Origin of the sequence: Actinomadura sp. WMMA1423 (assembly GCF_006547145.1) — a bacterium.
GTDB lineage: Bacteria > Actinomycetota > Actinomycetes > Streptosporangiales > Streptosporangiaceae > Spirillospora.
Map to the genome: position 1 here is coordinate 5,249,110 of NZ_CP041244.1, position 21,543 is coordinate 5,270,652.

The 21,543-nt window shown below is 70.1% G+C and carries 19 protein-coding genes and 1 pseudogene; 9 read left to right on the forward strand and 11 right to left on the reverse strand.

Annotation, left to right across the window (positions count from 1 at the left end; all coding sequences use genetic code 11):
- From gyrB to dnaA, 6 genes and pseudogenes are all read right to left on the reverse strand, one after another.
- Nucleotides 1-1,938, reverse strand: coding sequence for a DNA topoisomerase (ATP-hydrolyzing) subunit B (gyrB, locus tag FKD65_RS24360; RefSeq protein ID WP_141579680.1), 1,938 nt, complete (start codon nt 1,936-1,938; stop codon nt 1-3).
- A gap of 357 nt (nt 1,939-2,295) precedes the next feature.
- Nucleotides 2,296-2,814, reverse strand: a complete 519-nt coding sequence (locus tag FKD65_RS24365; RefSeq protein ID WP_240809579.1) for a DUF721 domain-containing protein — start codon at nt 2,812-2,814, stop codon at nt 2,296-2,298.
- Nucleotides 2,811-3,953 (reverse strand): DNA replication/repair protein RecF, encoded by a 1,143-nt coding sequence (gene recF, locus FKD65_RS24370; protein WP_141579681.1) that lies wholly within the window; start codon nt 3,951-3,953, stop codon nt 2,811-2,813. Before recF ends, FKD65_RS24365 begins: the two co-directional genes overlap by 4 nt.
- A gap of 158 nt (nt 3,954-4,111) precedes the next feature.
- A pseudogene (gnd, locus tag FKD65_RS24375) lies at nt 4,112-5,050 on the reverse strand (phosphogluconate dehydrogenase (NAD(+)-dependent, decarboxylating)); the annotation flags it as partial.
- A gap of 81 nt (nt 5,051-5,131) precedes the next feature.
- On the reverse strand, nt 5,132-6,274 hold the full coding sequence (dnaN, locus tag FKD65_RS24380) for a DNA polymerase III subunit beta (RefSeq protein WP_141579683.1): 1,143 nt from the start codon (nt 6,272-6,274) through the stop codon (nt 5,132-5,134).
- 663 nt (nt 6,275-6,937) lie between these two features.
- A complete protein-coding gene (gene dnaA / locus FKD65_RS24385) occupies nt 6,938-9,019 on the reverse strand; it encodes a chromosomal replication initiator protein DnaA (RefSeq protein WP_141579684.1) in 2,082 nt (693 codons plus the stop codon).
- Nucleotides 9,020-9,633: 614 nt separating this feature from the next.
- Between dnaA and rpmH the strand changes: the two genes are divergently transcribed.
- The 5 genes from rpmH to FKD65_RS24410 are packed head-to-tail and all read left to right on the forward strand — an operon-like array spanning nt 9,634 to nt 12,042.
- Nucleotides 9,634-9,771: a 50S ribosomal protein L34 gene (rpmH, locus tag FKD65_RS24390; protein WP_021592695.1), complete on the forward strand. Its 138-nt coding sequence runs from the start codon at nt 9,634-9,636 to the stop codon at nt 9,769-9,771.
- A gap of 13 nt (nt 9,772-9,784) precedes the next feature.
- The gene (gene rnpA / locus FKD65_RS24395; protein ID WP_141579685.1) at nt 9,785-10,150 is read left to right on the forward strand and encodes a ribonuclease P protein component; all 366 of its coding nucleotides are present in this window, start codon (nt 9,785-9,787) and stop codon (nt 10,148-10,150) included.
- Nucleotides 10,147-10,515, forward strand: a complete 369-nt coding sequence (yidD, locus tag FKD65_RS24400) for a membrane protein insertion efficiency factor YidD (RefSeq protein ID WP_141579686.1) — start codon at nt 10,147-10,149, stop codon at nt 10,513-10,515. The genes rnpA and yidD overlap by 4 nt, the downstream gene beginning before the upstream one ends.
- On the forward strand, nt 10,508-11,518 hold the full coding sequence (gene yidC / locus FKD65_RS24405) for a membrane protein insertase YidC (protein WP_141579687.1): 1,011 nt from the start codon (nt 10,508-10,510) through the stop codon (nt 11,516-11,518). Before yidD ends, yidC begins: the two co-directional genes overlap by 8 nt.
- Nucleotides 11,519-11,556: 38 nt before the next feature.
- The gene (locus FKD65_RS24410; RefSeq protein ID WP_141579688.1) at nt 11,557-12,042 is read left to right on the forward strand and encodes a R3H domain-containing nucleic acid-binding protein; all 486 of its coding nucleotides are present in this window, start codon (nt 11,557-11,559) and stop codon (nt 12,040-12,042) included.
- Nucleotides 12,043-13,180: 1,138 nt separating this feature from the next.
- Here the strand turns inward: FKD65_RS24410 and FKD65_RS24415 are convergent.
- Complete coding sequence (locus FKD65_RS24415) at nt 13,181-13,639, reverse strand: DUF6458 family protein (RefSeq protein WP_141579689.1); 459 nt, start codon at nt 13,637-13,639, stop codon at nt 13,181-13,183.
- Nucleotides 13,640-13,823: 184 nt separating this feature from the next.
- Between FKD65_RS24415 and rsmG the strand changes: the two genes are divergently transcribed.
- The 3 genes from rsmG to FKD65_RS24430 all read left to right on the forward strand — a co-directional run bounded on the left by rsmG (nt 13,824) and on the right by FKD65_RS24430 (nt 16,650).
- Nucleotides 13,824-14,501 carry a 16S rRNA (guanine(527)-N(7))-methyltransferase RsmG gene (gene rsmG, locus FKD65_RS24420; protein WP_141579690.1) on the forward strand — a complete coding sequence of 226 codons (678 nt, stop codon included), beginning with the start codon at nt 13,824-13,826 and terminating at the stop codon, nt 14,499-14,501.
- A gap of 344 nt (nt 14,502-14,845) precedes the next feature.
- The gene (locus tag FKD65_RS24425; RefSeq protein ID WP_141587045.1) at nt 14,846-15,661 is read left to right on the forward strand and encodes a ParA family protein; all 816 of its coding nucleotides are present in this window, start codon (nt 14,846-14,848) and stop codon (nt 15,659-15,661) included.
- Complete coding sequence (locus FKD65_RS24430; protein ID WP_141579691.1) at nt 15,658-16,650, forward strand: ParB/RepB/Spo0J family partition protein; 993 nt, start codon at nt 15,658-15,660, stop codon at nt 16,648-16,650. The genes FKD65_RS24425 and FKD65_RS24430 overlap by 4 nt, the downstream gene beginning before the upstream one ends.
- Nucleotides 16,651-16,959: 309 nt before the next feature.
- Here the strand turns inward: FKD65_RS24430 and FKD65_RS24435 are convergent, their stop codons facing one another.
- The 3 genes from FKD65_RS24435 to FKD65_RS24445 all read right to left on the reverse strand — a co-directional run bounded on the left by FKD65_RS24435 (nt 16,960) and on the right by FKD65_RS24445 (nt 20,243).
- A complete protein-coding gene (locus FKD65_RS24435; protein WP_141579692.1) occupies nt 16,960-17,478 on the reverse strand; it encodes a nitroreductase family deazaflavin-dependent oxidoreductase in 519 nt (172 codons plus the stop codon).
- 504 nt (nt 17,479-17,982) lie between these two features.
- Nucleotides 17,983-18,924: a D-alanine--D-alanine ligase gene (locus tag FKD65_RS24440; protein WP_141579693.1), complete on the reverse strand. Its 942-nt coding sequence runs from the start codon at nt 18,922-18,924 to the stop codon at nt 17,983-17,985.
- Nucleotides 18,925-18,950: 26 nt separating this feature from the next.
- Nucleotides 18,951-20,243 carry a PLP-dependent aminotransferase family protein gene (locus FKD65_RS24445; protein WP_240809581.1) on the reverse strand — a complete coding sequence of 431 codons (1,293 nt, stop codon included), beginning with the start codon at nt 20,241-20,243 and terminating at the stop codon, nt 18,951-18,953.
- A 198-nt stretch (nt 20,244-20,441) separates the two neighbouring features.
- Between FKD65_RS24445 and FKD65_RS24450 the strand changes: the two genes are divergently transcribed.
- Complete coding sequence (locus tag FKD65_RS24450; RefSeq protein WP_141579694.1) at nt 20,442-21,059, forward strand: GNAT family N-acetyltransferase; 618 nt, start codon at nt 20,442-20,444, stop codon at nt 21,057-21,059.
- A gap of 90 nt (nt 21,060-21,149) precedes the next feature.
- On the opposite strand, the gene trxA is transcribed toward FKD65_RS24450, so the two are convergent.
- Nucleotides 21,150-21,464: a thioredoxin gene (trxA, locus tag FKD65_RS24455; protein WP_141579695.1), complete on the reverse strand. Its 315-nt coding sequence runs from the start codon at nt 21,462-21,464 to the stop codon at nt 21,150-21,152.
- Between the last annotated feature and the right edge of the window lie 79 nt (nt 21,465-21,543).

Sequence of the window (21,543 nt, forward strand, 5' to 3'; positions counted from 1 at the left end):
TCAGATGTCGAGGAAGCGCACGTCCTTGGCGTTGCGCTGGATGAACTCCCGGCGGGGCTCGACCTCCTCGCCCATGAGCACGCTGAACAGCTCGTCGGCCTGGGCGGCGTCGTCCAGCTGCACCTGCAGGAGGACCCGGTTGTCGGGGTCCATGGTGGTGTCCCACAGCTCGTTGGCGTTCATCTCACCGAGGCCCTTGAACCGCTGCACCAGGTCGCGGGGACGGGGGTCGCGCTTGCCCGCGGCGATCCCGGCCTCGATGATCGCGTCCCGCTCGGAGTCGGAGAAGGCGTAGTCGGCCTCGGTGCCCCGCGCGTCCCACTTGATCTTGTAGAGCGGGGGCTGCGACAGGTACACGTGGCCGGCCTCGATCAGCGGCTTCATGAACCGGAACAGCAGCGTCATCAGCAGCGTGTTGATGTGGTGGCCGTCCACGTCGGCGTCCGACATCAGGATGATCTTGTGGTAGCGCAGCTTGGAGATGTCGAACTCGTCGTGCACGCCGGTGCCGAGGGCGGTGATGATCGCCTGCACCTCGTTGTTCTTCAGGATCTTGTCGATCCTGGCCTTCTCCACATTGAGGATCTTGCCGCGGATCGGCAGGATCGCCTGGAAGTGCGGGTCGCGGCCGCCCTTGGCGGAGCCGCCCGCCGAGTCGCCCTCGACGATGTAGAGCTCGGACCTGGCCGGGTCGGTGGACTGGCAGTCCGACAGCTTGCCGGGCAGGGACGTCGACTCCAGCAGGCTCTTGCGCCGGGTCAGGTCGCGCGCCTGCCGCGCCGCGACCCGCGCGCGCGCCGCCTGCGAGGCCTTGTTGATGATCTCCTTGGCCTCGCCCGGGTTCTCCTCGAACCAGTCGCGCAGGTAGACGTTGCAGGCCCGCTGCACGAACGACTTGGCCTCGGTGTTGCCGAGCTTGGTCTTGGTCTGCCCCTCGAACTGGGGGTCGGCCAGCTTGATCGAGATGATCGCGGTGAGGCCCTCGCGGACGTCCTCGCCGGTCAGGTTGTCGTCCTTGTCGCGCAGGAGGCCCTTGTCGCGGGCGTACCGGTTGACGATCGTGGTGAGCGCCGCGCGGAAGCCCTCCTCGTGGGTGCCGCCCTCCGCCGTGTTGATCGTGTTGGCGAACGTGTGCACCGACTCGGCGTAGGACGAGTTCCACTGCATGGCGATCTCGACCGACATGCCGGTGGTGTCGTCGCTGAAGTAGATCACCGACTCGTGCGCGGCGTCCTTGCGCGCGTTGATGTAGCGGACGAAGTCCTCGATGCCGCCTTCGTAGTGGTACCGAACGACGTGCGGCTCACCGTTGACGTGGTCTGGGCGCTCGTCCTGCAGAGTGATGGACAGGCCGCGGTTGAGGAACGCCATCTCCTGCATGCGGCGGGAGAGGGTCTCGAAGTTCCACTCGGTGGTCTCGAAGATCTCGGGGTCGGGCCAGAACGTGATGAGGGTCCCGGTCTCGTCGGTCGCCTCGCCCTTCTGGAGCTCGGCCTCGGGCCCCTGCCACGTGTAGGCCTGGCGCCACACGTGGCCGTCGGTGCGGACCTCCGCCTCCATCCGGGTGGACAGCGCGTTCACCACGGCCGAGCCGACACCGTGCAGGCCGCCCGAGACGGCGTAGGACTTGCCGTCGAACTTGCCGCCCGCGTGCAGCGTGGTCAGCACCAGCTCGATGGCCGGGCGGTTTTCCACAGGGTGCATGCCGACGGGGATACCGCGGCCGTTGTCGAGGACGCTGACGCCGCCGTCGGCCATGAGAGTGACCACGATGTCGTCGGCGTAGCCGGCCAAGGCCTCGTCGACGGCGTTGTCCACGATCTCGTAGACGAGGTGGTGCAGGCCGCGCTCACCGGTCGAGCCGATGTACATGCCCGGGCGCTTGCGAACCGCCTCAAGCCCTTCAAGGACAGTGATCGAACTAGCGTCGTACGCCAAAGGAGATCCTCCTGCCGGGGATGTCTGCCGCTCCGCGCCCGAGGGAGGCGCGGTGTGCCCCGTAACACACATGCGGGCGCCCGGTCGGTGCTCTGGTCGTACTGGTCAGAGCCCCGGGCACCCTATGACGGCGCAGCATCCTGAACCCGCATTCATTCTACCGGGTGACGAGCCGAAAAGTGGCACTCGCGAGCGCTGTGTGCGCGTGTGGCGGCCCGGTGGGCCCGGAGACACATCCCCCCATTGGTCCAGGGGGGTTATCTGGCCTACGTGCCGCTGGCCGCTGAACTGGACGTCCCATCACCGAACAGATGTTCCCACCCGCCACTGACACATCGGCGGGGCGCGGACGGCGGCTCAGCGCGCGCGCCAGGCGCCCGTCCGGCGCGGCCCGGACGAGGGCCCCACCACCTTCACGCGGCGGACGGTCCCGTGCCCGAGTTCCTCGTTCAGCCGCCGCACAAGCGTGGACGACAGCAGGCGGAGCTGCGTCGCCCACGTCGTCGAGTCGGCGGCGATGGTGAGCTCGCCGTCCTCGAAGTGGTCGGGACGGGTGTGCTCGGCCAGCTCCGCGCCGACGATGCCCGCCCAGTTGCCGAACACGCCGCCGACCGCCGCGCGCTGCTCCCACCCGCGGGACGCCAGCAGGTCGCGGATCGCCGACCCGAACAGCTTGGGGTCGCCGCCCCGCCCGGGCTCCCGCACGCGCACGACGCGCCCGCCGCCCTTGCGCCTGCCGTTCTGGCCGGGGAGGGTGCCGCGCTTGAGCGCGTCGGCCTTCGCCTGCGCGAGAGCCTCGCGCGCCAGCTCGATCCCCGACTTGGCGGGAGGATCCCCACCTTCGGCGGACTTGTGCACATCCTGTGGATCACTCACGCGCTCGCCCCCTTGGAGTCACGCACGACCTCGCCGCCCGAGACGGTATACGAGCCCCCCGTCAGTTCGGCGGGGACGTCGGCGGGGACGGCCGCCGTGATCAGGACCTGCTCGGCCGACGCGACCATCTCGGCCAGCCGGCTGCGCCGTCCCGTGTCCAGCTCGGCGAACACGTCGTCCAGGATGAGGACGGGATCGTCGCCGTCCGCGCGGAGCAGGTCGAACGCGGCCAGCCGCAGCCCGAGCGCGAACGACCACGACTCGCCGTGGCTGGCGTAGCCGCGCGCCGGGAGCTCGCCCAGGCGCAGGACCAGCTCGTCGCGGTGCGGGCCGACGAGGCTCACGCCGCGCTCCAGCTCCTGCTTGCGCGACTCGGCCACGGCCTTCAAGATCTGCTCGGCCAGTTGTCCACGGTCTGTGGACAACTCCACGTCCCCCAGGGAGCTCCTGTAGACCAGATCGGCCGCGCCGCTGTGGGGGGCGAGCGCCGCATAGGCCTGCGCTGCGAGCGGACGCAGAGCCTCGACGAGGTCAAGTCGCCCTGCCAGGAGCTCCGATCCCGTGCGCGCCAGGTGCGAATCCCACACGTCCAGGGTGGCGAGCACCTCCTGGCCAGGGGAGCGCCTATGCGCGGCCGCCGATTTCAACAGGGCGTTGCGCTGCTTGAGGACGCGGTCGTAGTCGGACCGAACCCCTGCGAACCGCGGTGCCCGCGTGGTCAGCAGCTCGTCCATGAACCGGCGCCGCTCCCCCGGATCGCCCTTGACGAGCGCGAGGTCTTCCGGGGCGAACAGCACCGTCCGCAGCATCCCCAGGATCTCGCGCGGCCTGGGGACGGGGGACCGGTTGAGCCGCGCCCGGTTCGCCTTGCCCGGGTTGATCTCGAGCTCGATCAGCGCCTTGCGGTCGTCCTTCACCACCCCGGCCCGGACGATCGCCCTCGGAGCCCCGTGCCGGACGAGCGGCGCGTCGGTCGCGGCCCTGTGGCTGCCGTGCGAGGCGACGTAGCCGATGGCCTCCACCAGGTTCGTCTTGCCCTGTCCGTTAGGCCCCACGAACGCGGTGACCCCCGGCTCCAACGCGACCTCGGCGGCCGGATACGAGCGGAAGTCCTGCAACGAAAGGTGGGCGACGTGCACAACACACGAGCGTAGAGCCTCCCCACACCCCTGACGCGCCGCACCCGAACCTCCGGGCCTGTGCACACCCCGCCCGCCCAGGGGGGCCGACCCCACTCCCAGCCTGAAACACGCCGCCGAGAGCCGGGGCCGGAACCCACAACTGTGGATAACTGGGGTCAGACCGAAGGGGGGTTGACGTCGGCGCCGGGGGAGTCCGCGCCCTTGGACGACTCGACGGCGTGGCCGCCGAACTGGTTGCGGAGGGCGGCGACGACGCGCATCGCGGGGGAGTCGTCCTGGCGGGAGGCGAAACGGGCGAACAGGGAGGCCGTGATCGCGGGCAGCGGGACGGCGTGGTCGACGGCCGCCTGGACGGTCCAGCGGCCCTCGCCGGAGTCGTCGGCGTAGCCGCGCAGGTCGTCCAGCTCGGGGTCGTCGGCGAGCGCGCGGTTCAGCAGGTCGAGCAGCCAGGAGCGGATGACCGTGCCCTCCTGCCAGCTCTGGAACGTCTCCGGGACGTTGGTGACGAGCTCGCTTGCCTCGATCAGCTCGTAGCCCTCGCCGAACGCCTGCATCATCGCGTACTCGATGCCGTTGTGGACCATCTTCACGAAGTGGCCGGCGCCGACCTTGCCGGAGTGGACGAAGCCGTACTCGCCCTCCGGCTTGAGCGTCTCGAAGATCGGCATCAGCCGCTTCACGTCGTCCTCGCCGCCGCCGACCATGAGCGCGTAGCCGTTCTCCAGGCCCCACACGCCGCCGCTCACGCCGCAGTCGACGAACCCGATGCCCTTGGCGGCCAGCTCCTCGCCGTGCTTGCGGTCATCCACATAGTGTGAATTTCCGCCGTCGACGACGATGTCGCCCTGCTCCAGGACCTCCCCCAGCTTGTGGACGGTCTCCGCCGTCGGCTTGCCCGCGGGCACCATCACCCACACGGCGCGCGGTGGGGACAGGCGTTCGACCAGCTCCTCGACCGACCCGACGTCGCTGACCTCCGGGTCGCGGTCGTAGCCGACGACGGTGTGGCCGCCGCGGCGCAGCCGCTCGGCCATGTTGCCGCCCATCTTGCCCAGGCCGATGATCCCAAGCTCCATGAAACGCTCACTCTCCCCTGTGCGTGCCTGCTCTGCCTCCCCGCGGGGGCGCGGCTCCCCCGCGGGACATCCCGGATGCCATGCCCCGAAGCGTGGTTCTTATCCGGACAAACGAACCGGCATGATCAGGTAACGGTAGTTCGGGTTCTCCCCGTCCTGCGGCGGCTTCCCGGTGAGGACGGCCGGCTTGGTCGGCGTGGTGAAGGACAGCCGCGCCACGTCCGAGCCGATCGCGGAGAGCCCGTCGAGGAGGAACGCGGGGTTGAAGGCGATGTCGATGTCCTCGCCCTCCAGGGACGCCTCCAGGGCCTCCACGGCCTGAGCCTCGTCGCCCGTCCCGGCCTCCAGGACGACCTCGCCCTGGCTGAACGAGAGCCGCACGGGGGTGTTGCGCTCCGCCACCAGGGAGACGCGCTTGACGGCCTCGATGAAGGCGGCCGTCTGGACCTCGGCGAGGCCCGCGTACTCGCTCGGCAGCAGCGAGCGGTACTTGACGAAGTCGCCGTCCAGCAGCCGGGACGTGGTGCGCCGGCCGCCGCCCTCGAAACCGATCATGCCTTCGCCGGTGCCGCCCGTGCCGCCGAGCGCGATCGACACCTCGGCGCCCGCCGTCAGCGACTTGGCGGTGTCGGCCAGCGTGCGGGCCGGGACGAGGGCGACGGCGGAGAAGTCGGGGCGCTCGGGCTTCCAGTGCAGCTCGCGGACGGCGAGGCGGTAGCGGTCCGTGGACGCCAGCGTGACGGTCTCACCCTCGATCTCCACCCGGACGCCGGTCAGCATGGGGATCGTGTCGTCCTTGCCCGCGGCGATCGCGACCTGGGAGACGGCGGCGGCGAACTCGTCGCTGCCGACCGACCCCGCGGCGGGCGGCATCTCCGGCAGCGTCGGGTAGTCCTCCACAGGCATGGTCAGAAGTGTGAACTTCGCGCTGCCGCAGCGGAGCATCACCTTCGCGCCGTCCGTCGTCACCTCCACAGGGTGGGGAGGAAGGCTGCGCGAGATCTCGGCGAGGAGCCGCCCGGACACCAGCGCCGTCCCGGCCTCCTCGACGTCGATGTCCGTGGACACCTGCGCCGAGACCTCGTAGTCGAACGCGGACAGCTTCAGGCGGTCGCCGTTGCCCTCGCCCCCGGCCACGATGTGCATGCCCGCCAGGACCGGCACCGGGGGACGGACGGGGAGCGTGCGCGCGGTCCAGGCGACGGCGTCGGCCAGGGCGTCTCTGTCGATGCGGAACTTCAAAGGGACCCGCCTCCTGCAGGTGTCGGACAAGGGTGAGCTGATCTCGTCCGGGCCGGGGCGCTCGGTGCGCGTTGTCCCCAGGCCCTGACTTGAGATGGATCTTTTCTTGGATAGAGAAGTAGAGCAGTACCAGTAATAGGGGCCGTGGATAGTGTGGACAACGTCCGTCTTCGCAGGTGAGACCGCGTTTCTCTGTCCACCGGCGCTGTGCACGGGGCGTGGACGGCGCGGCGGCGCCTGGGGACGGCGAATTCGTCCCCACACGTCGTCCTCATGTCATCCCCCGGTTATCCACGAGTTCTCCACTGGTCATCCGCCGGTTCGCCGCGCGTTCGCCTGCGTTGGGGATGACGGGGCGGGCGGTGGCCGGGTCGGTCCCCAAGCCGTCCCCAGGCCGTCCACCGGTTTTCCCCAGAAGGCCGGGCGGCGGTGCACAGCCGGTCCACACCCGTCCACTGTTCATCCTCAGCTTCTCCAACGGTTGCCCACAGGGTTATCCGCGAAAATCCCCAGAGTTTTCCACAAGTTGTGAGGAGCGCCGCCGATTCTCGGGGGACGCGCGCCTTTTGTCGGTTCTTTGCCTTGAACAGGGTGTGGACGGCGCGGCGTTGACCTGTCCACAGGGGTGGCGACGGTCTGTCCACAGTGTGTACGAACGGGTGCTCAGCGCTTGCGGGCCTGGTGCTTGATGCGTCCCGTCAGCTCCGTGACCTGGTTGTAGATCGCGCGGCGCTCGGCCATCAGTGACCGGATCTTGCGTTCGGCGTGCATGACCGTGGTGTGGTCGCGCCCCCCGAACTGCTGCCCGATCTTGGGAAGGGACAGGTCGGTCAGCTCCCGGCACAGGTACATCGCGATCTGCCGGGCGGTGACGAGCATCCGCGAGCGGGAGGGGCCGCACAGGTCCTCGATCGTCGTCCCGAAGTACTCGACCGTCTGCGCCATGATCATCGCGGCGGTGATCTCGGGACCGGAGTCGTTGGGGATGAGGTCCTTCAGCACGATCTCGGCGAGCTTCATGTCGACCGACTGGCGGTTCAGGCTCGCGAACGCCGTGACCCTGATCAGCGCGCCCTCCAGCTCGCGGATGTTCGTCGCGATCTGCGAGGCGATGAACTCCAGCACGTCGGGCGGCGCGGCGAGGCCCTCCTGGCGCGCCTTCTTCTGCAGGATCGCGATCCGGGTCTCCAGCTCGGGCGGCTGGACGTCGGTCGTCAGGCCCCACTCGAACCGGTTGCGCAGCCGGTCCTCCAGCGTCACGAGCTCCTTGGGAGGACGGTCGCTGGAGATCACGATCTGCTTGCTCGCGTTGTGCAGCGTGTTGAACGTGTGGAAGAACTCCTCCTGCGTCTGCTCCTTGCCCTCAAGGAACTGGATGTCGTCGACGAGGAGGATGTCCACATCCCGGTAGCGGCGGCGGAACCCGTCGGCCTTGCCGTCGCGGATCGAGTTGATGAAGTCGTTCGTGAACTCCTCGGAGCTCACGTAGCGGACGCGCGCCCCGTTGAAGAGGCTTTGCGCGTAGTGCCCGATGGCGTGCAGCAGGTGGGTCTTGCCCAGGCCCGAATCGCCGTAGACGAACAGCGGGTTGTACGCCTTGGCCGGCTGCTCGGCGACCGCGACCGCGGCGGCGTGCGCGAACCTGTTGGACGAGCCGATGACGAACGTCTCGAACGTGTACTTCGGGTTCAGCCGCGCATGCTCGGACGCACCGGACTGCGGCGCCGGTGCGGGCGCGCGTGGGTCGGGCGTGGGGCCGCGGGGGTCAGAGCCAGGGACCCTGGAGTCGGAGCCCTCGTCGTCGCGGAAGACGCCTTCTCCTCTATAGGGCTTCTCCCCCCCACCGCCTGAGTAGGGCTGCTCGCCGCCGGGATAGGGCTGTTCGCCGCTAGGGAAAGTGTCATCCGTGTGCCCGTGCGGGGCTTCGCCCCCAGGGCGCTGGGATTCGCGGCCTTGTTGCTCTGGGCGACGGCCCGGACGCAGAGGCCCGAGAGTGCGGTCGTTCAGATGAGAGTGCGGCGGCCGCCCTGGGGGCTCGCCGCCGAAGCCTTCCTGCCCCCCGTAGGGCGGGTAACCGCGCCCCTCGTACGGCGCCGGGCCGCGGCCGCCTGGGCCCGCCCCGTAGGCAGGGGGGCGGGGAGCCGGCGGATACGTTCCACGGTCGTCGTCCTGAGCCTGTGGATAACCTCCGGGCGAACCGGGGTTGTGGGTAACTCCCGACTGCGGCCGGTATCCCTGGTCTCCGTACGGCTGCTCCTGATAAGGGCGGTCGGGGCGTTCCGCGTAGGACGACTGTTCTCCGTACGGCTGCTCACCGTAGGGCTGATCGGTATAGGCACGGTCGCGATCACGGTCGTGCTCGTCATGCCCCCGCTCCCCATAGGGCTCCCCATAAGAAGGAGTGGACTCGTCGATGCCGAGCCCTGCGCCGGGCCCCGGAATCGGAGCCGAAAGGGGCTCGCCCGCTCCCGGGCGGGCACCGCCCGGAGGCTCCGGTTGGACGGTCACCGCGACGCGGATCTCCCGGCCCAGCTCATGGGAAAGGGCCTGCGTGATGAGGTTGCGGAGGCGCGTCTCCAGGGCGTCCTTGGCGAATTCGTTGGGAGCGGCGAGGAGCGCGGTCCCTTCCACGAGCGCCAGCGGACGGACCATGGGGAGCCATGCGCGGTAGCTCGGCGACAGATCGCTCTCGGACAGCGCGGTGAGGGTGCGGGCCCAGACCGATCCGAGATCCTGACCGTCCATGCGCAAGGTCCCCTCCCCACAACTCCGCCGAACGGAGTACCTGACTGCTCGGCTTTCCCGCGGGATGCCGCACGCCTCGCAGGACACTGCCGCGACGCGGAAGACTTACTCTCTCACGAGTTGTCCACAGAGTTGTCCACATGCTGTGCATAGGCATGGGGGACCCTGTGTAAAACCCGTGAGGCGGGTTAAGGGATGCGCGGTCGACAAGAGACCGGCCTTCATAGGGCCGATACGGGGTGGTTCTCGAACCGGGGGTTTGGGGGCTGATCGCCGACAGCGATTCGTGGAGGGAGGTGTCGGCTCGCCCAGACGACCTTAACCGCTGCCGGGCACAGCCGCAACACGGTCACCATCGTTCCCGCCCGTCCGGCGGCGTCCGGCGGAAGTGCTCGGCGGAGGCGACCCGGCGGCGGCCTCCGTTTGACCGGCCCCCCGGATACCCCGTAACGTTCTGAGGTCGAGTCGCATCGACGGAGATGCCGCGTGCCCGCCGGCAGCCCCTCAGGAAAGCTCGGTTGGGCCCCCGCTGCGGGGGACCGGACGCGGCCCTCGATGCGAGCCTTCGAGCTTCAAGTCATCCGACGAACCGACCGCAGCACTGGAGCCTCAAAGTGAGCAAGCGTACCTTCCAGCCGAACAACCGTCGCCGCCACAAGAAGCACGGCTTCCGGCTGCGCATGCGCACGCGCGCCGGCCGCGCGATCCTGTCGAGCCGGCGTGGCAAGGGCCGCGCCCGCATCGCGGTCTGAGCCACCCCCCACAGTGCTGCCGTCCGGAAACCGGATGCGGCGGCGGGACGACTTCTCGTTGGCCGTCCGGCGCGGTCGCCGCGCCGGACGGCCAACTGTCGTGGTTCACCTGCTACGTCCGGAAGAGGCCCCGCAGGCGGCGCAGCCGCTGGTCGGGTTCATCGTGGCGCGCAACGTCGGCAACGCCGTCGTCCGCAACGCGGCCCGGCGCCGGCTCCGCCACCTGATGCGGCCGCACCTCGACCGGCTCCCAGCGGGTAGCCTGCTCGTAGTGCGCGCCAACCCCCGTGCGGGAGGGGCGCGACCAGACGAACTGGCCGCGGATCTGGAGTCGGCGCTCGACCGGCTGCTGCGGCCCGCGTCCAAGGGGCGAAGATGAGGAGTTCGCAGGGGACGGGGTTCCCCGCACAGCACCCGACGGGCCATCCGGGTCCCGTCGCGGCCGTGCTGATCCTTCTCGTCTGCGCCTACCGCCGCTTCTTGAGTCCCCTGCTCGGGCAGCAGTGCCGCTTCCAGCCCAGCTGCAGCGCGTACGGCTTGGAGGCCCTCCAGGTCCACGGGGCGCTGCGCGGCACGTGGCTGACGGCCCGCCGGATCGGGCGGTGCCATCCGTTCCACCCAGGCGGTTACGACCCGGTACCGCCGAAGAAGACGCCGGAAGAGCGCGCGGCGGCTTCCTCGAACTCCGGCCGCGAGGAGAGCGGCCCCGCCCTAGCAGAGCCCAAGGAGCTGCCCGGTGCTTGATTGGTTGTACGAGATCGTCTCTCAGCTCATCGTGTGGATACACACGGGGCTCAGTACGGTCGTCCCTAAGGACAGCGGATGGGCGTGGGGCGGTTCGATCATCCTCCTCACCGTCCTCCTGCGGCTGCTCCTCGTCCCCCTCTTCGTGAAGCAGATCCATGCTTCGCGCAAGATGCAAGAGCTGAACCCGAAGGTTCAGGCGCTGCGCAAGAAGTACAAGAACGACAAGCAGCGCCTCAACCAGGAGGTCATGAAGCTCTACCAGGAGAACGGAGCCAACCCGCTGTCGGGCTGCCTGCCGCTCCTGGTGCAGATGCCCATCTTCATCGGGCTGTTCCAGACGCTGAAGCGGATCTCGGACGCCAAGCCGGGGCAGAGCGTCTTCGCCGTCTCGTCCGACCTGGTGGCGAGCGCGCAGAACGCGAACATCTTCGGCGCCCACATCCCCGACACGTTCCTGAACGCCTGGGGCACCGACCCCAAGAGCTGGACGGCGATCGTCGTCACCGGCATCGCCGTGGTGATCAGCTCCGTCACGACCTTCTTCACGGTCCGGGCCAGCATGAAGCGCCAGCCCGTCGCGGACGAGGCCAACCCGATGATGCAGGCCCAGAAGATGATGGTCTTCCTGGCGCCGCTGTTCGGCCTCTTCGGCCTCGGCTTCCCGCTGGGCGTCCTCATGTACTGGGTGACGTCCAACAGCTGGACCCTCGCCCAGCAGCACTACATCTACAAGCGGTACCCACCGCCCGGAACGGACGGCGAGGCCGCTGCCGCCACGGCCAAGACGGGGACGAAGACCGGCCCCAAGACCGCCGGGTCGAAGTCCTCCGGCGCGAAGACGGGGGCGTCCAAGAACGGCCAGGCGCCCGCGTCCGGAATCAAGGCGAAGCTGAAGAAGGAGCCGGAGCCGGCCCCCGAGCCCGAGGACAAGCCGAAGGTCGTGCGCAACCAGCCGACCCGCAAGTCGCGCAGCAAGCGCAGCGGCACCCAGAAGCGCTAGTTTGGACCCGGAGCACGTGCCCGGATAAGGAGACCCCGTTGAGCCAGACCGACACCACCGAGGTCGACGTCCAGGCGCTCGAACAGGAAGGCGAGATCGCCGCCGACTACATCGAGGGCCTGCTGGACATCGGTGACTACGACGGCGACATCGACATGGACGTCGAGGGCGAGCGCGCCGTCGTCGCCGTCGTCGGCGGTTCCCTGGACGAGCTGGTCGGCAAGCGCGGTGAGGTGCTGGAGGCCATCCAGGAGCTCACCCGGCTCGCCGTCCACCGCCAGACCGGCAACCGCACCCGCCTCATGCTGGACATCGGCGGTTACCGCGAGCGGCGCCGCGCCGAGCTGACCAAGCTCGGAACGGACGTCGCGGACGAGGTCAAGCAGTCCGGCGAGCCGAAGCCGCTCGCCCCGATGACCCCGTTCGAGCGCAAGATCGTCCACGACGCCGTCGCCGCCGCGGGCCTGCGCAGCGAGTCCGAGGGCGAGGAGCCCGACCGCTACGTGGTCGTCTTCCCCACCTGATCCACCAGGCCACACACGGCCCCGACCGGAACCCCCGGCCGGGGCCGTCGCCTTTCCAGCCAAGCCCCGAGCCACGTCCTACCCACTCGCGCACCCCACCGCTGGGCCGTGCCCTTCTCCTGCCCCCCGCCGCCCTGTGCCCGGCGACCTAACGTGTCCCCCGCCCCGTGTTCGCCACCGCGTCCCCCGCCGCGTGTCCGTTGCCGCGTACCCGACGCCGCCTACCCCATCGTCGCGTGCCTGTCGTTGCGTGCCCGTCGCCGCGTGCTCCCCGCCGCGCGTGTTCGCCGCCGCGGTGTGCCCGTCGATCCCGCGTACCCGCCGAGGCCGTGTGTCCGCGGAGCCAGTGTGTCCGCAGAGCCAGTGTGTCCGCCGACACCGTGTGCCCGGCGACACCTTGTGGCCACAGACCCTGCGTCCCGCACACCCCATGTGACTGCGAAGCCCGCGTGCCCGCCGATGCCGCGTGCCCGTCGATGCCGCGTGCCCGTCGATCCCGCGTGTGGGCCGACGCCGTTTGCCTGCCCATTTCGCGTGTCCGTCGACGCGGTGTGTCCGTCGACGCCGCGTGTCCGGCGATTCCGTGTGTTCCGCCGGATCCACCTGATGGCCGTGTGGCCCGAGCCGAGTGTGTCGGCCGAGCTCGGAGCCCGTGGTTGGACGCAGTCACCCCCACAACCGATTTCAGGGGGACGGCGGTCGCCGCGAGCGTCCTGCTCGGGGCAGCCGGGCGGCGCGAGGCCGCTGCTCGCGCCGGACTCGACCAGCGCGTCCTGGTGCTGAGACTGCCTCACAGCCTTCGCGGAGCTGCACGCGGGCGCCGATCGATCACGGGCGTTGGTTGATCAGGGGATGGCGAGGGGCGGAGGTGGAAGAGGCGGCAGAGACTGCGCGATCACACGGACGGCGCTCGCCTGCGGGTGGTGCTTTCTCACTGGCGGGGTGAGACGCGGTGAGAGGTGTGGTTATCGTCCGATCACGGGGTGACGGGGCCGCTGAGTTGTATGGGCCGATGGGGCGCGGGGCGGGTAGGGCGATCTTCCTTTGGACGTGAGAGGGCCCCGCGCCCTGGCCGACGCGGGGCCCCGGGGAGCTCGGTGTGCACCGCCGCCCTGGCACACCGAGCAGGTTCTCGGTACTACCGCCGGGCGGTCCGGCGCCACCGCCGGCGCGGGACGTCGGCGCCGCCGACTCCGGTGGTGTTCTGGATCGCCGGGTCGTTCTGGATCGCAGGATCCTGCGCGTACGCCGGGTCCTGCGGATGGCCGCTGTGGGTGACCCCGGTGTCCGCGGGGTGCTCCACGACGCGCTCGACCCGCTCGGCCGGGCGGCCACCGGGCGGCGGCGGGTCCTCGATGATGTGCTCCTCGCGGACCACGGTCCCGGGCTCGTCCCCGTAGGCGGGATCGGCCCCGGCCACACGTCCGGCGGCGCGGCGCGGCCGGGTGTACTTGAGCGTGAATCCCATGCTGATCAGTCCGACCAGGATCAGGATCCAACCGACCATGTGGATGTCGAGGCCGCTGAGGTCAACGCGGATGGCGAACGCCAGAATCGCCCCAAGGGCGATGAATGCGAGACTGACTCCGATTCCCATGTGTCGGAGCTCCTTCCGGGGGACGGACGGGCGACACCGCAGCTCTACCCCACGCTCGGCGAATATGCGGGCGGGTCATGTGGTTCTTGCCATAACGCAAGGGTCCGCCCACGGAAGACCCCCGTTCACCAGGGGAACGTTTCGTGTGTACGGCGCCCCCGGGTTTTGTGGAACGATTCGTCTGGTGGGGATTGCACGGGAGGTATTCGGTGACGCGCTGCCGGTCGCGGAGCGCTACGCGGCGTTCCTCGCGGAGGCCGGGGTCGAACGCGGGCTCATCGGGCCGCGCGAGGCCGACCGGCTCTGGGAACGGCATCTGATCAACTGCGCGGTGGTCTCGGAGGCCGTACCGGAGGAAGCCCAGGTCGTCGACATCGGGTCGGGTGCGGGGCTCCCCGGTATCGTTCTGGCCATCGTCCGGCCCGACCTGCGGATCACCCTGCTGGAGCCGCTGCTCCGGCGCACGACGTTCCTGAACGAGTGCGTCGAGCTGCTCGGCCTGCGGAACGTCGAGGTCCGGCGGGCCCGGGCCGAGGACGTGTCCGACGAGTTCGCGGTGGACGTGGCCACGGCACGCGCCGTCGCGCCGCTCGAACGCCTGGCGCGATGGGCGCTTCCGCTCCTTCGGCCGGGCGGCGAACTCCTCGCGCTCAAGGGGGAACGGGCCGGGGCCGAGTTGGAGGAGGCGGAACCGGTGCTCAAGCGGTTCGGGGTGCGCTCGACGGAACTGCTGCAAGTCGGGCGCGGTATGGTCGACCCGCCGACAACACTCGTCCGTGTGGTCGCCGGCCGAGAAGCGGTTGTCGGGCGACGGCAGCGCGCCCCCCGGCGCGCCAAAGGGTCGAGGAAGAGGTCTTCATGAGCACGGGACCAGGACTGGGCAGGCCTGACCGCGCCGACGAATCCCCCGACGAACAGCCGTCCGGCCCCGGCGGGCCCGGTGCGGACGAGGGCGCGCAGGCGCCCGCCTCCGGTGGGACGGGGCAGGAGCCGGGCTCGTCTTCGGGCACCGCGCCTTCCGGGCACGCGATGTGGGGAAACACGACGTCCGGGACCGCGGAGAACGTCGGCTACGTGCCGACGAACGCCGGCGCGCAGGCGCCGAGGCCGCGCAGCGGACCAACTCAGGGGGAGTCAGAACTCGTGCGAGAGGCGCTGCGGGACGCCAAGGTTTCACGTGAAACAGCCGGCACCGCGCTCAAGACGATGCCGGGCCGCAGGGAGCGGGAGTGGCCGCGGCCCGACAGATGCCGGGTCATCACGATCGCCAACCAGAAGGGGGGCGTCGGCAAGACCACCAGCTCGGTGAACATTGCCGCGTCCCTCGCGATGCACGGCGCGCAGGTGCTGGTGGTCGACCTCGACCCGCAGGGCAACGCGTCCACCGCGCTCGGCGTCGAGCACCACGCCGAGGTCCCGTCGATCTACGACGTGCTGATCGAGGACATGGCGCTGGCCGACATCATCGTCCCGGCGCCGGAGATCCCCAACCTCTACTGCGCGCCGGCGACCCTCAACCTCGCCGGCGCGGAGATCGAACTGGTCTCCAAGGTGGCCCGCGAGTCGCGCCTGCGGCGCGCGCTGGACTCCTACGACATCGAGAAGTTCGACTACGTGCTGATCGACTGCCCGCCGTCGCTCGGCCTGCTCACGGTGAACGCCCTCGTCGGCGGCGATGAGCTGCTCATCCCGATCCAGTGCGAGTACTACGCGCTGGAGGGCCTCGGCCAGCTCATCCGGACCGTCGACCTCGTGAAGGCGCACCTCAACCAGAAACTGAGGGTGTCCACCATCCTGCTGACCATGTACGACGCCCGGACCCGCCTCGCCGCGCAGGTCGCCGAGGACGTCCGGCACCACTTCGGCGACGTCGTCCTCAACACGGTGATTCCCCGCAGCGTCCGGGTGTCCGAGGCTCCCAGCTACGGGCAGTCCGTCATGACCTATGACCCCGGTTCGAGCGGCGCCCTCGCCTACAGCGAGGCCGCCTCGGAGATGGCCCACGGAGGAGCTGTCCAGTGAGCCAGCAGCGACGCGGGCTGGGCCGGGGCCTCGGTGCCCTCATCCCCACCGCTCCGCCCACGCCGACGTCCGCCGAGCCCAACGGCGCGGGTGAGCCGGGCTTTCCCGGCGGTCCCGTCTCTGACGGCACGGTCGCTCCCGCACCGGCGCTCGAGCCGGTCGCCGGAGCCCATTTCGCGGAACTGCCCGTCCGCTCCATCACGGTGAACCCGCGCCAGCCGCGCGAGCATTTCGACGAGCAGGCTCTGGAGGAGCTCGCGGAGTCGATCGGCATCGTCGGGCTGCTTCAGCCGATCGTCGTGCGCCGCTCCCCCTCGGAGGAGCACGACTACGAACTGATCATGGGCGAGCGGCGGTGGCGCGCGTCCCAGATGGCCGGCCTGGACGTCATCCCGGCGATCGTCCGCGACACGGGCGACAACGACCTGCTCCGTGACGCGCTCATGGAGAACCTCCACCGGCAGCAGCTCAACCCGCTGGAGGAGGCGGCCGCGTACCAGCAACTCCTGCAGGACTTCGGCGCCACCCACGAGCAGCTCGCCACCCGGATCGGGCGGTCGCGTCCGCACATCACCAATACGCTCCGCCTGCTGAACCTGCCGCCGGCCGTCCAGCGCCGGGTGGCCGCCGGGGTGCTGTCCGCGGGCCACGCCCGCGCGCTGCTCTCCCTCGAGAGCGTGGAGGCTCAGGAGCACCTGGCGCAGCGGATCGTCCAGGAGGGCCTCTCCGTCCGGGCGCTGGAGGAGATGATCGCGCTCCGCGAGGTGGAGGACGAACCGAAGGCGCCGCGCCAGGGCCGCCGCAAGAAGCCGGTCGCCCCGGGCCTCAAGGAGCTGGCCGACCGCCTCTCCGACCGCTACGAGACCAAGGTCCGCGTCGACATGGGCCGCAGCAAGGGAAAGATCGTCGTCGAGTTCGCCACGCTGGAGGACCTGGACCGCATCATCAAGTCCATGGCCCCCGAAGACGGAGGAGTGAGCGACTCCTAGAGGCCCCACGCCGCCCGACGCGCCCCGGACCGCCACGGTCCGGGGCGCGTCTCATTCCAACCCCGGCTCCCGATGTTTCCCGTGAAACAACATCCTGCCCTCTGCCCTGAGAGCTGCCAGGTCATTAGGCGAGCGCCTTCCGTGTGGTGGCGCAGTCTCTAGCGGCTCTTCCGCACCTCCGACCCTCGTCATCCCCTGATCAACCGACGGACGTGATCGACCGACGTCCGCTGGAGAACTGTTCCGTGGCGGGCGGGGTGACGTCGCTCATGTGCGCCCCGTATGCCCTCGGACCGGACCTGGGACCCGTCAGGGAGTACTTCGCCCGTGCCTCCCATGGGCTCGGTTCCGGGATGTGCTCCTCGGCAAGTCGCGGAATCTCTGGCTCGCTGTACCAGGAGGTCGGGATTCGGCGGTGGCGAGGTGCTTGTCGGGAGACTTGGAACATGGGCTGATCCGTACCACCGGCGTGTCCTGGGTGACGGCGGTCGCGGCTCTGGGGAATCTGGCGAGATACGCCTTCTTGGCGGCGTTCGCCTCCGAGCCCTCCAGGACGGCGGCTGTGCCGTCCAGCCGGTGGCCGGCGATGAGCAGCCGAACGGGAGCCGGACGACGGACGTTGCGCCACCAGGTCTTGCGGTCATGCTGCCCGACGAGCACATAGAGGACGTCTTCAGCGCGCACGTACATGACCGGGAACCTGTAGGTGTTGCCCGTCTTCCGACCGGTGACGGTGATCAGGGCGACGCGACCGCTCAGCATGCGGTGCAGAGATGAGCGCAGCAGCCGTCCCACGACGGGATTGACAACGCGGTTCTGAAAGAACATGGCGAGTCCCCTCCTGGCACTTGCCCATCCGGGTCGCGAGCTTGATCCATGCTCGGGCCCGAGGGGACGGGGGGCGTAGGGGCGAAGGGCCCTGATCCGTTGAGGTGAATGTCCCCCAGGGATCGGGGGTGGTTCAGGGCGGCTTGCTGAGCCGGGCGGGGGCTCGTTTCACGTGAAACAGGGGTGGATGGCCTGCACGGCGGTCCGCTGGGATTCGTTGACGATGCACCCAGGCGCGAGCCAGGACATCGCAAAGACACTCCCTAGATCCATCTCCGGGAGCGCGAGCGCTGTTCGTAGCCGGGGGTCGGCTCGGTGGGGCTGGAGGAGGTAGCGCTCCCCACCTATCCGGCGTGGAAGATCCATGAGCGGGCTCCGCTGGCGGCGGCGACGCCCCGAGCGGCCCTGGGGGCGTCTACCGTGCGGTCGCCGGGTGGACGGAAGGGTTTCACGTGAAACGGCTTGGAGGGCGCGCTACGCCCCGGACGGGCATGGCCGGGAAGGTTAGCGGAGGTGGGCCTGGAGGAGGGACTCGCAGACTTCGCCCATGTCCAGATCGGCGACGCTGACGGCCCTTGGGAAGAGGCTCGTCTCGGTCATGCCGGGGGCGACATTGACCTCCAGGAAGTGGACCTCGCCGTCGGGAGAGACGATGAGGTCGGTACGGGAGAGGTCGCGAAGCCCGAGGGCGCGGTGGGCGGTGACGGCCGCCGCGGTGGCACGGGCGGTCGCCTCGGGGGTGAGGCGGGCCGGGGTGACGAACTCGGTGTCGCCGGCGTCGTAGCGGGCCGTGTAGTCGTAGCGGCCGCCGGGGGCGACGATCTCGACGGCGGGGAGGGCGGTCGGCGTGCCGTCGCGCTCGATGACGCTGACCGCGACCTCCGTGCCGCCGACGTAGCGCTCGACGAGGGCGGCGTCGCCATAGGCGAAGCAACCGACCATGGCGGCGGACAGGTCGGACGCCTCGTGGACGACGGAGGCGCCGAGAGCCGAGCCTCCACGGGTCGGCTTCACGAACAGGGGGAGGCCGAGCCCCCGGACGATCTGGTCCAGGACGGACGCCGCGCCGAGGTCGTGGAAGACCTCCTTGGGCAGTGCGACGGAGTCGGGCGTCCGCAGGCCCGCGCGGCGCACGACGGACTTCGCGGTCGGCTTGTCCCAGGCGACACGACATGCGTCCGGTCGCGCGCCTACATAGGGGACGCCCAGGAGCTCCAGGACGTCGCGGATCGAGCCGTCCTCTCCCGCGGCGCCGTGCAGGACGGGGAAGACGACGTCCGGCGGATCGTCGGTCAGGGAGTCCAGGAGTGTCGCGTCGGCGTCGCGGAGCTCCACCGGGATGTCGCGGGCGCGCAGCGCGTCGGCGACGCGTCGGCCGGATCGGAGGGAGACCTCCCGCTCGTAGGAGAGTCCCCCGGCGAGGACGACGACATGCCCGAGTTCCAAGGTGCCCCTCGTTTCACGTGAAACAGTCAGACGATGCCGGGACCCGGCGTCTGCACGCCGGTGGTGACGCCGCCAGTGGTCCTTCCGAAAGTCTCCAGGAGGCGGATCTCCTGCTCCACCACCCCGGCCAGCCGGCGGACGCCCTCACGGATCCGGTGCGGCTCGGGGAAGCAGTACGACAGGCGCATGTGCCGGTGGCCGGTGCCGTCGGCGTAGAAGCCGGTGCCGGGGACGTAGGCGACGCGCTCGGCGATCGCGCGGGGGGCCATCGCCTTGGCGTCCAGGCCCTCGGGGAGGGTGAGCCAGACGAAGAACCCGCCCGCGGGACGCGTCCACGTGCAACCGTCGGGCATGAGCTGGTCAAGGGACTCCAGCATCGCGTCACGGCGGGCCCTGTACAGCTCCCGGAAGTCCTTGATCTGCTCCCGCCACGGCTGGGTCGTGAGGTACTCGCGGACGGCGAGCTGCGAGAAGTTCGACGGGCAGAGGATCGCGGACTCGGCGGCCAGCACGAGCTTCGCGCGGACGGCGTGCGGGGCCAGCACCCAGCCGACGCGGAGCCCGGAGGCGATCGTCTTGGAGAACGAGCCGAGGTAGATGACGCGTTCGGCGTCGTCGGCGCGGAGGGCCCGCATGGGCTCGCCGTCGAAGCCGAGGAGGCCGTACGGGTTGTCCTCGACGACCAGCACGTCGTACTCGGCGCAGATCTCCAGGATCTGGGCGCGGCGGGCCGTGGTGAGGGTGACGCCCGCGGGGTTCTGGAACGTCGGGACGGTGTAGAGGAACTTGACCCGGCGGCCCTGGGCACGGAGGCGCGCGAGGGTCTCGCGCAGCGCGGCGGGGATGAGGCCGCCCTCGTCCAGCGGCACGTGCACCACGTCGGCCTGGTAGGCGGCGAACGTGCCGAGCGCGCCCACGTAGGACGGGGCCTCGGCGAGGACGACGTCGCCCGGGTCCACGAAGATCTTCGTGATGAGGTCGAGCGCCTGCTGGGCGCCGACGGTGACGACCACGTCGTCCGCGGACGCCTGGACGCCCTCCAGGGACATGACCTCGCAGATGTGCTCGCGGAGCTGCTCGTCGCCCTGCGCGGAGCCGTACTGGAGGGCCTCGGCGCCCTTGCCGGCGACGAGTTCGCCGATCATCCGGCCGACGGCGTCGAGGGGGAGCGCGGAGACGTAGGGCGCGCCGCCCGCGAGCGAGACGACCTCGGGGCGGGCGACCATCGCGAACAGGGCCCGGATCTCCGACGGCACCATGCCGGCGGCGCGGGCGGCGTAGCGGTCGGCATAGGCATCCGTACGCGAGTGCTGTTCCACGAGGCACCTCCGGGGCGATCGGCTTCCCTGCAAACTACGTCATGTCGGCCGAGGCGGGGCGCCCGGGTGTGGCGTGCCGCGGCGATGGGGAAACTCCTGTCCGATACGATGCCCGCGGGTCCCGGATTGTTGCCGGGAACTTCCGCCGCCACGGGTCCAGGCCGGCGGGCGAGGATCGCAGCAGGGGGTGCCGACCCGGTGTCGCGTCGTCTCGTCAACATCACGCTGGACAACCTTGATGATCTACCGCACCGCTGCCGCGGCTGCGTGTTCTGGGAGCTGGACCCGGTGAGCCGGGAGCGGGCCCAGGCGAGCGGCGACGCGGGCCTGGAGAAGGAGGCGTGGATCTCCTCGACCCTCCTGGAGTGGGGCAGCTGCGGCAAGATCGTCTATGTGGACGACGTCCCGGCGGGGTTCGTGATGTACGCGCCGCCGCTGTACGTGCCGCGGTCCGTCGCGTTCCCGACGAGCCCGGTGAGCGCCGACGCCGTGCTGCTCATGACGGCGCACGTCCTGCCGGAGTTCTCCGGCGGCGGCATCGGCCGGATGCTCGTCCAGGGCGTCGCGAAGGACCTGACGCGCCGCGCCGTGAAGGCGATCGAGGCGTTCGGCGACCTGAAGGGCGAGGAGGGCGGGTGCATGGTGCCCGCCGACTACCTGCTGTCGGTCGGGTTCAAGACCGTCCGGCCGCACCACCGCTACCCGCGGCTGCGGCTGGAGTTGAAGTCGGCCCTGTCGTGGCGTGAGGACGTCGAGGTGGCCCTCGAACGACTCCTGGGGTCCATGACCCCGGAAGGGGCGCTACGGCCCGTCTGAGGCGCTCTGAACGACGCGTGGCCCGCACTCCGGACCGGAGTGCGGGCCACGTTCGCGCTCGCCGCGGGAGACGGGAGGCGCGCCGGAAGCTCAGATGAACTCGGCGAGGTCCCTCATCAGGGCGGCCTTCGGCTTGGCGCCCATGATCTGCTTGACGACCTCTCCGCCCTTGTAGACGTTCATCGTCGGGATCTGCATGACGCCGTACTGCTGCGGGACCAGCGGGTTCTCGTCGATGTTCAGCTTGACGATCTGGAGCTTGTCGCCGTGCTCCTTGGAGATCTCCTCCAGGATCGGCGCCACCATCCGGCAGGGGCCGCACCATTCCGCCCAGAAGTCGACGAGAACGGGCTTGTCGCTCTCCAGCACCTCGGACGCGAAGTCGGCGTCGGTCACGGCTTTCATCGGTCTCCTTCGGTTCTCGCGTGGGGCGGGGACACTCCCCCGCCCGATGCAGCCCATCGCGGCGCGGCCCGGCGTCTCC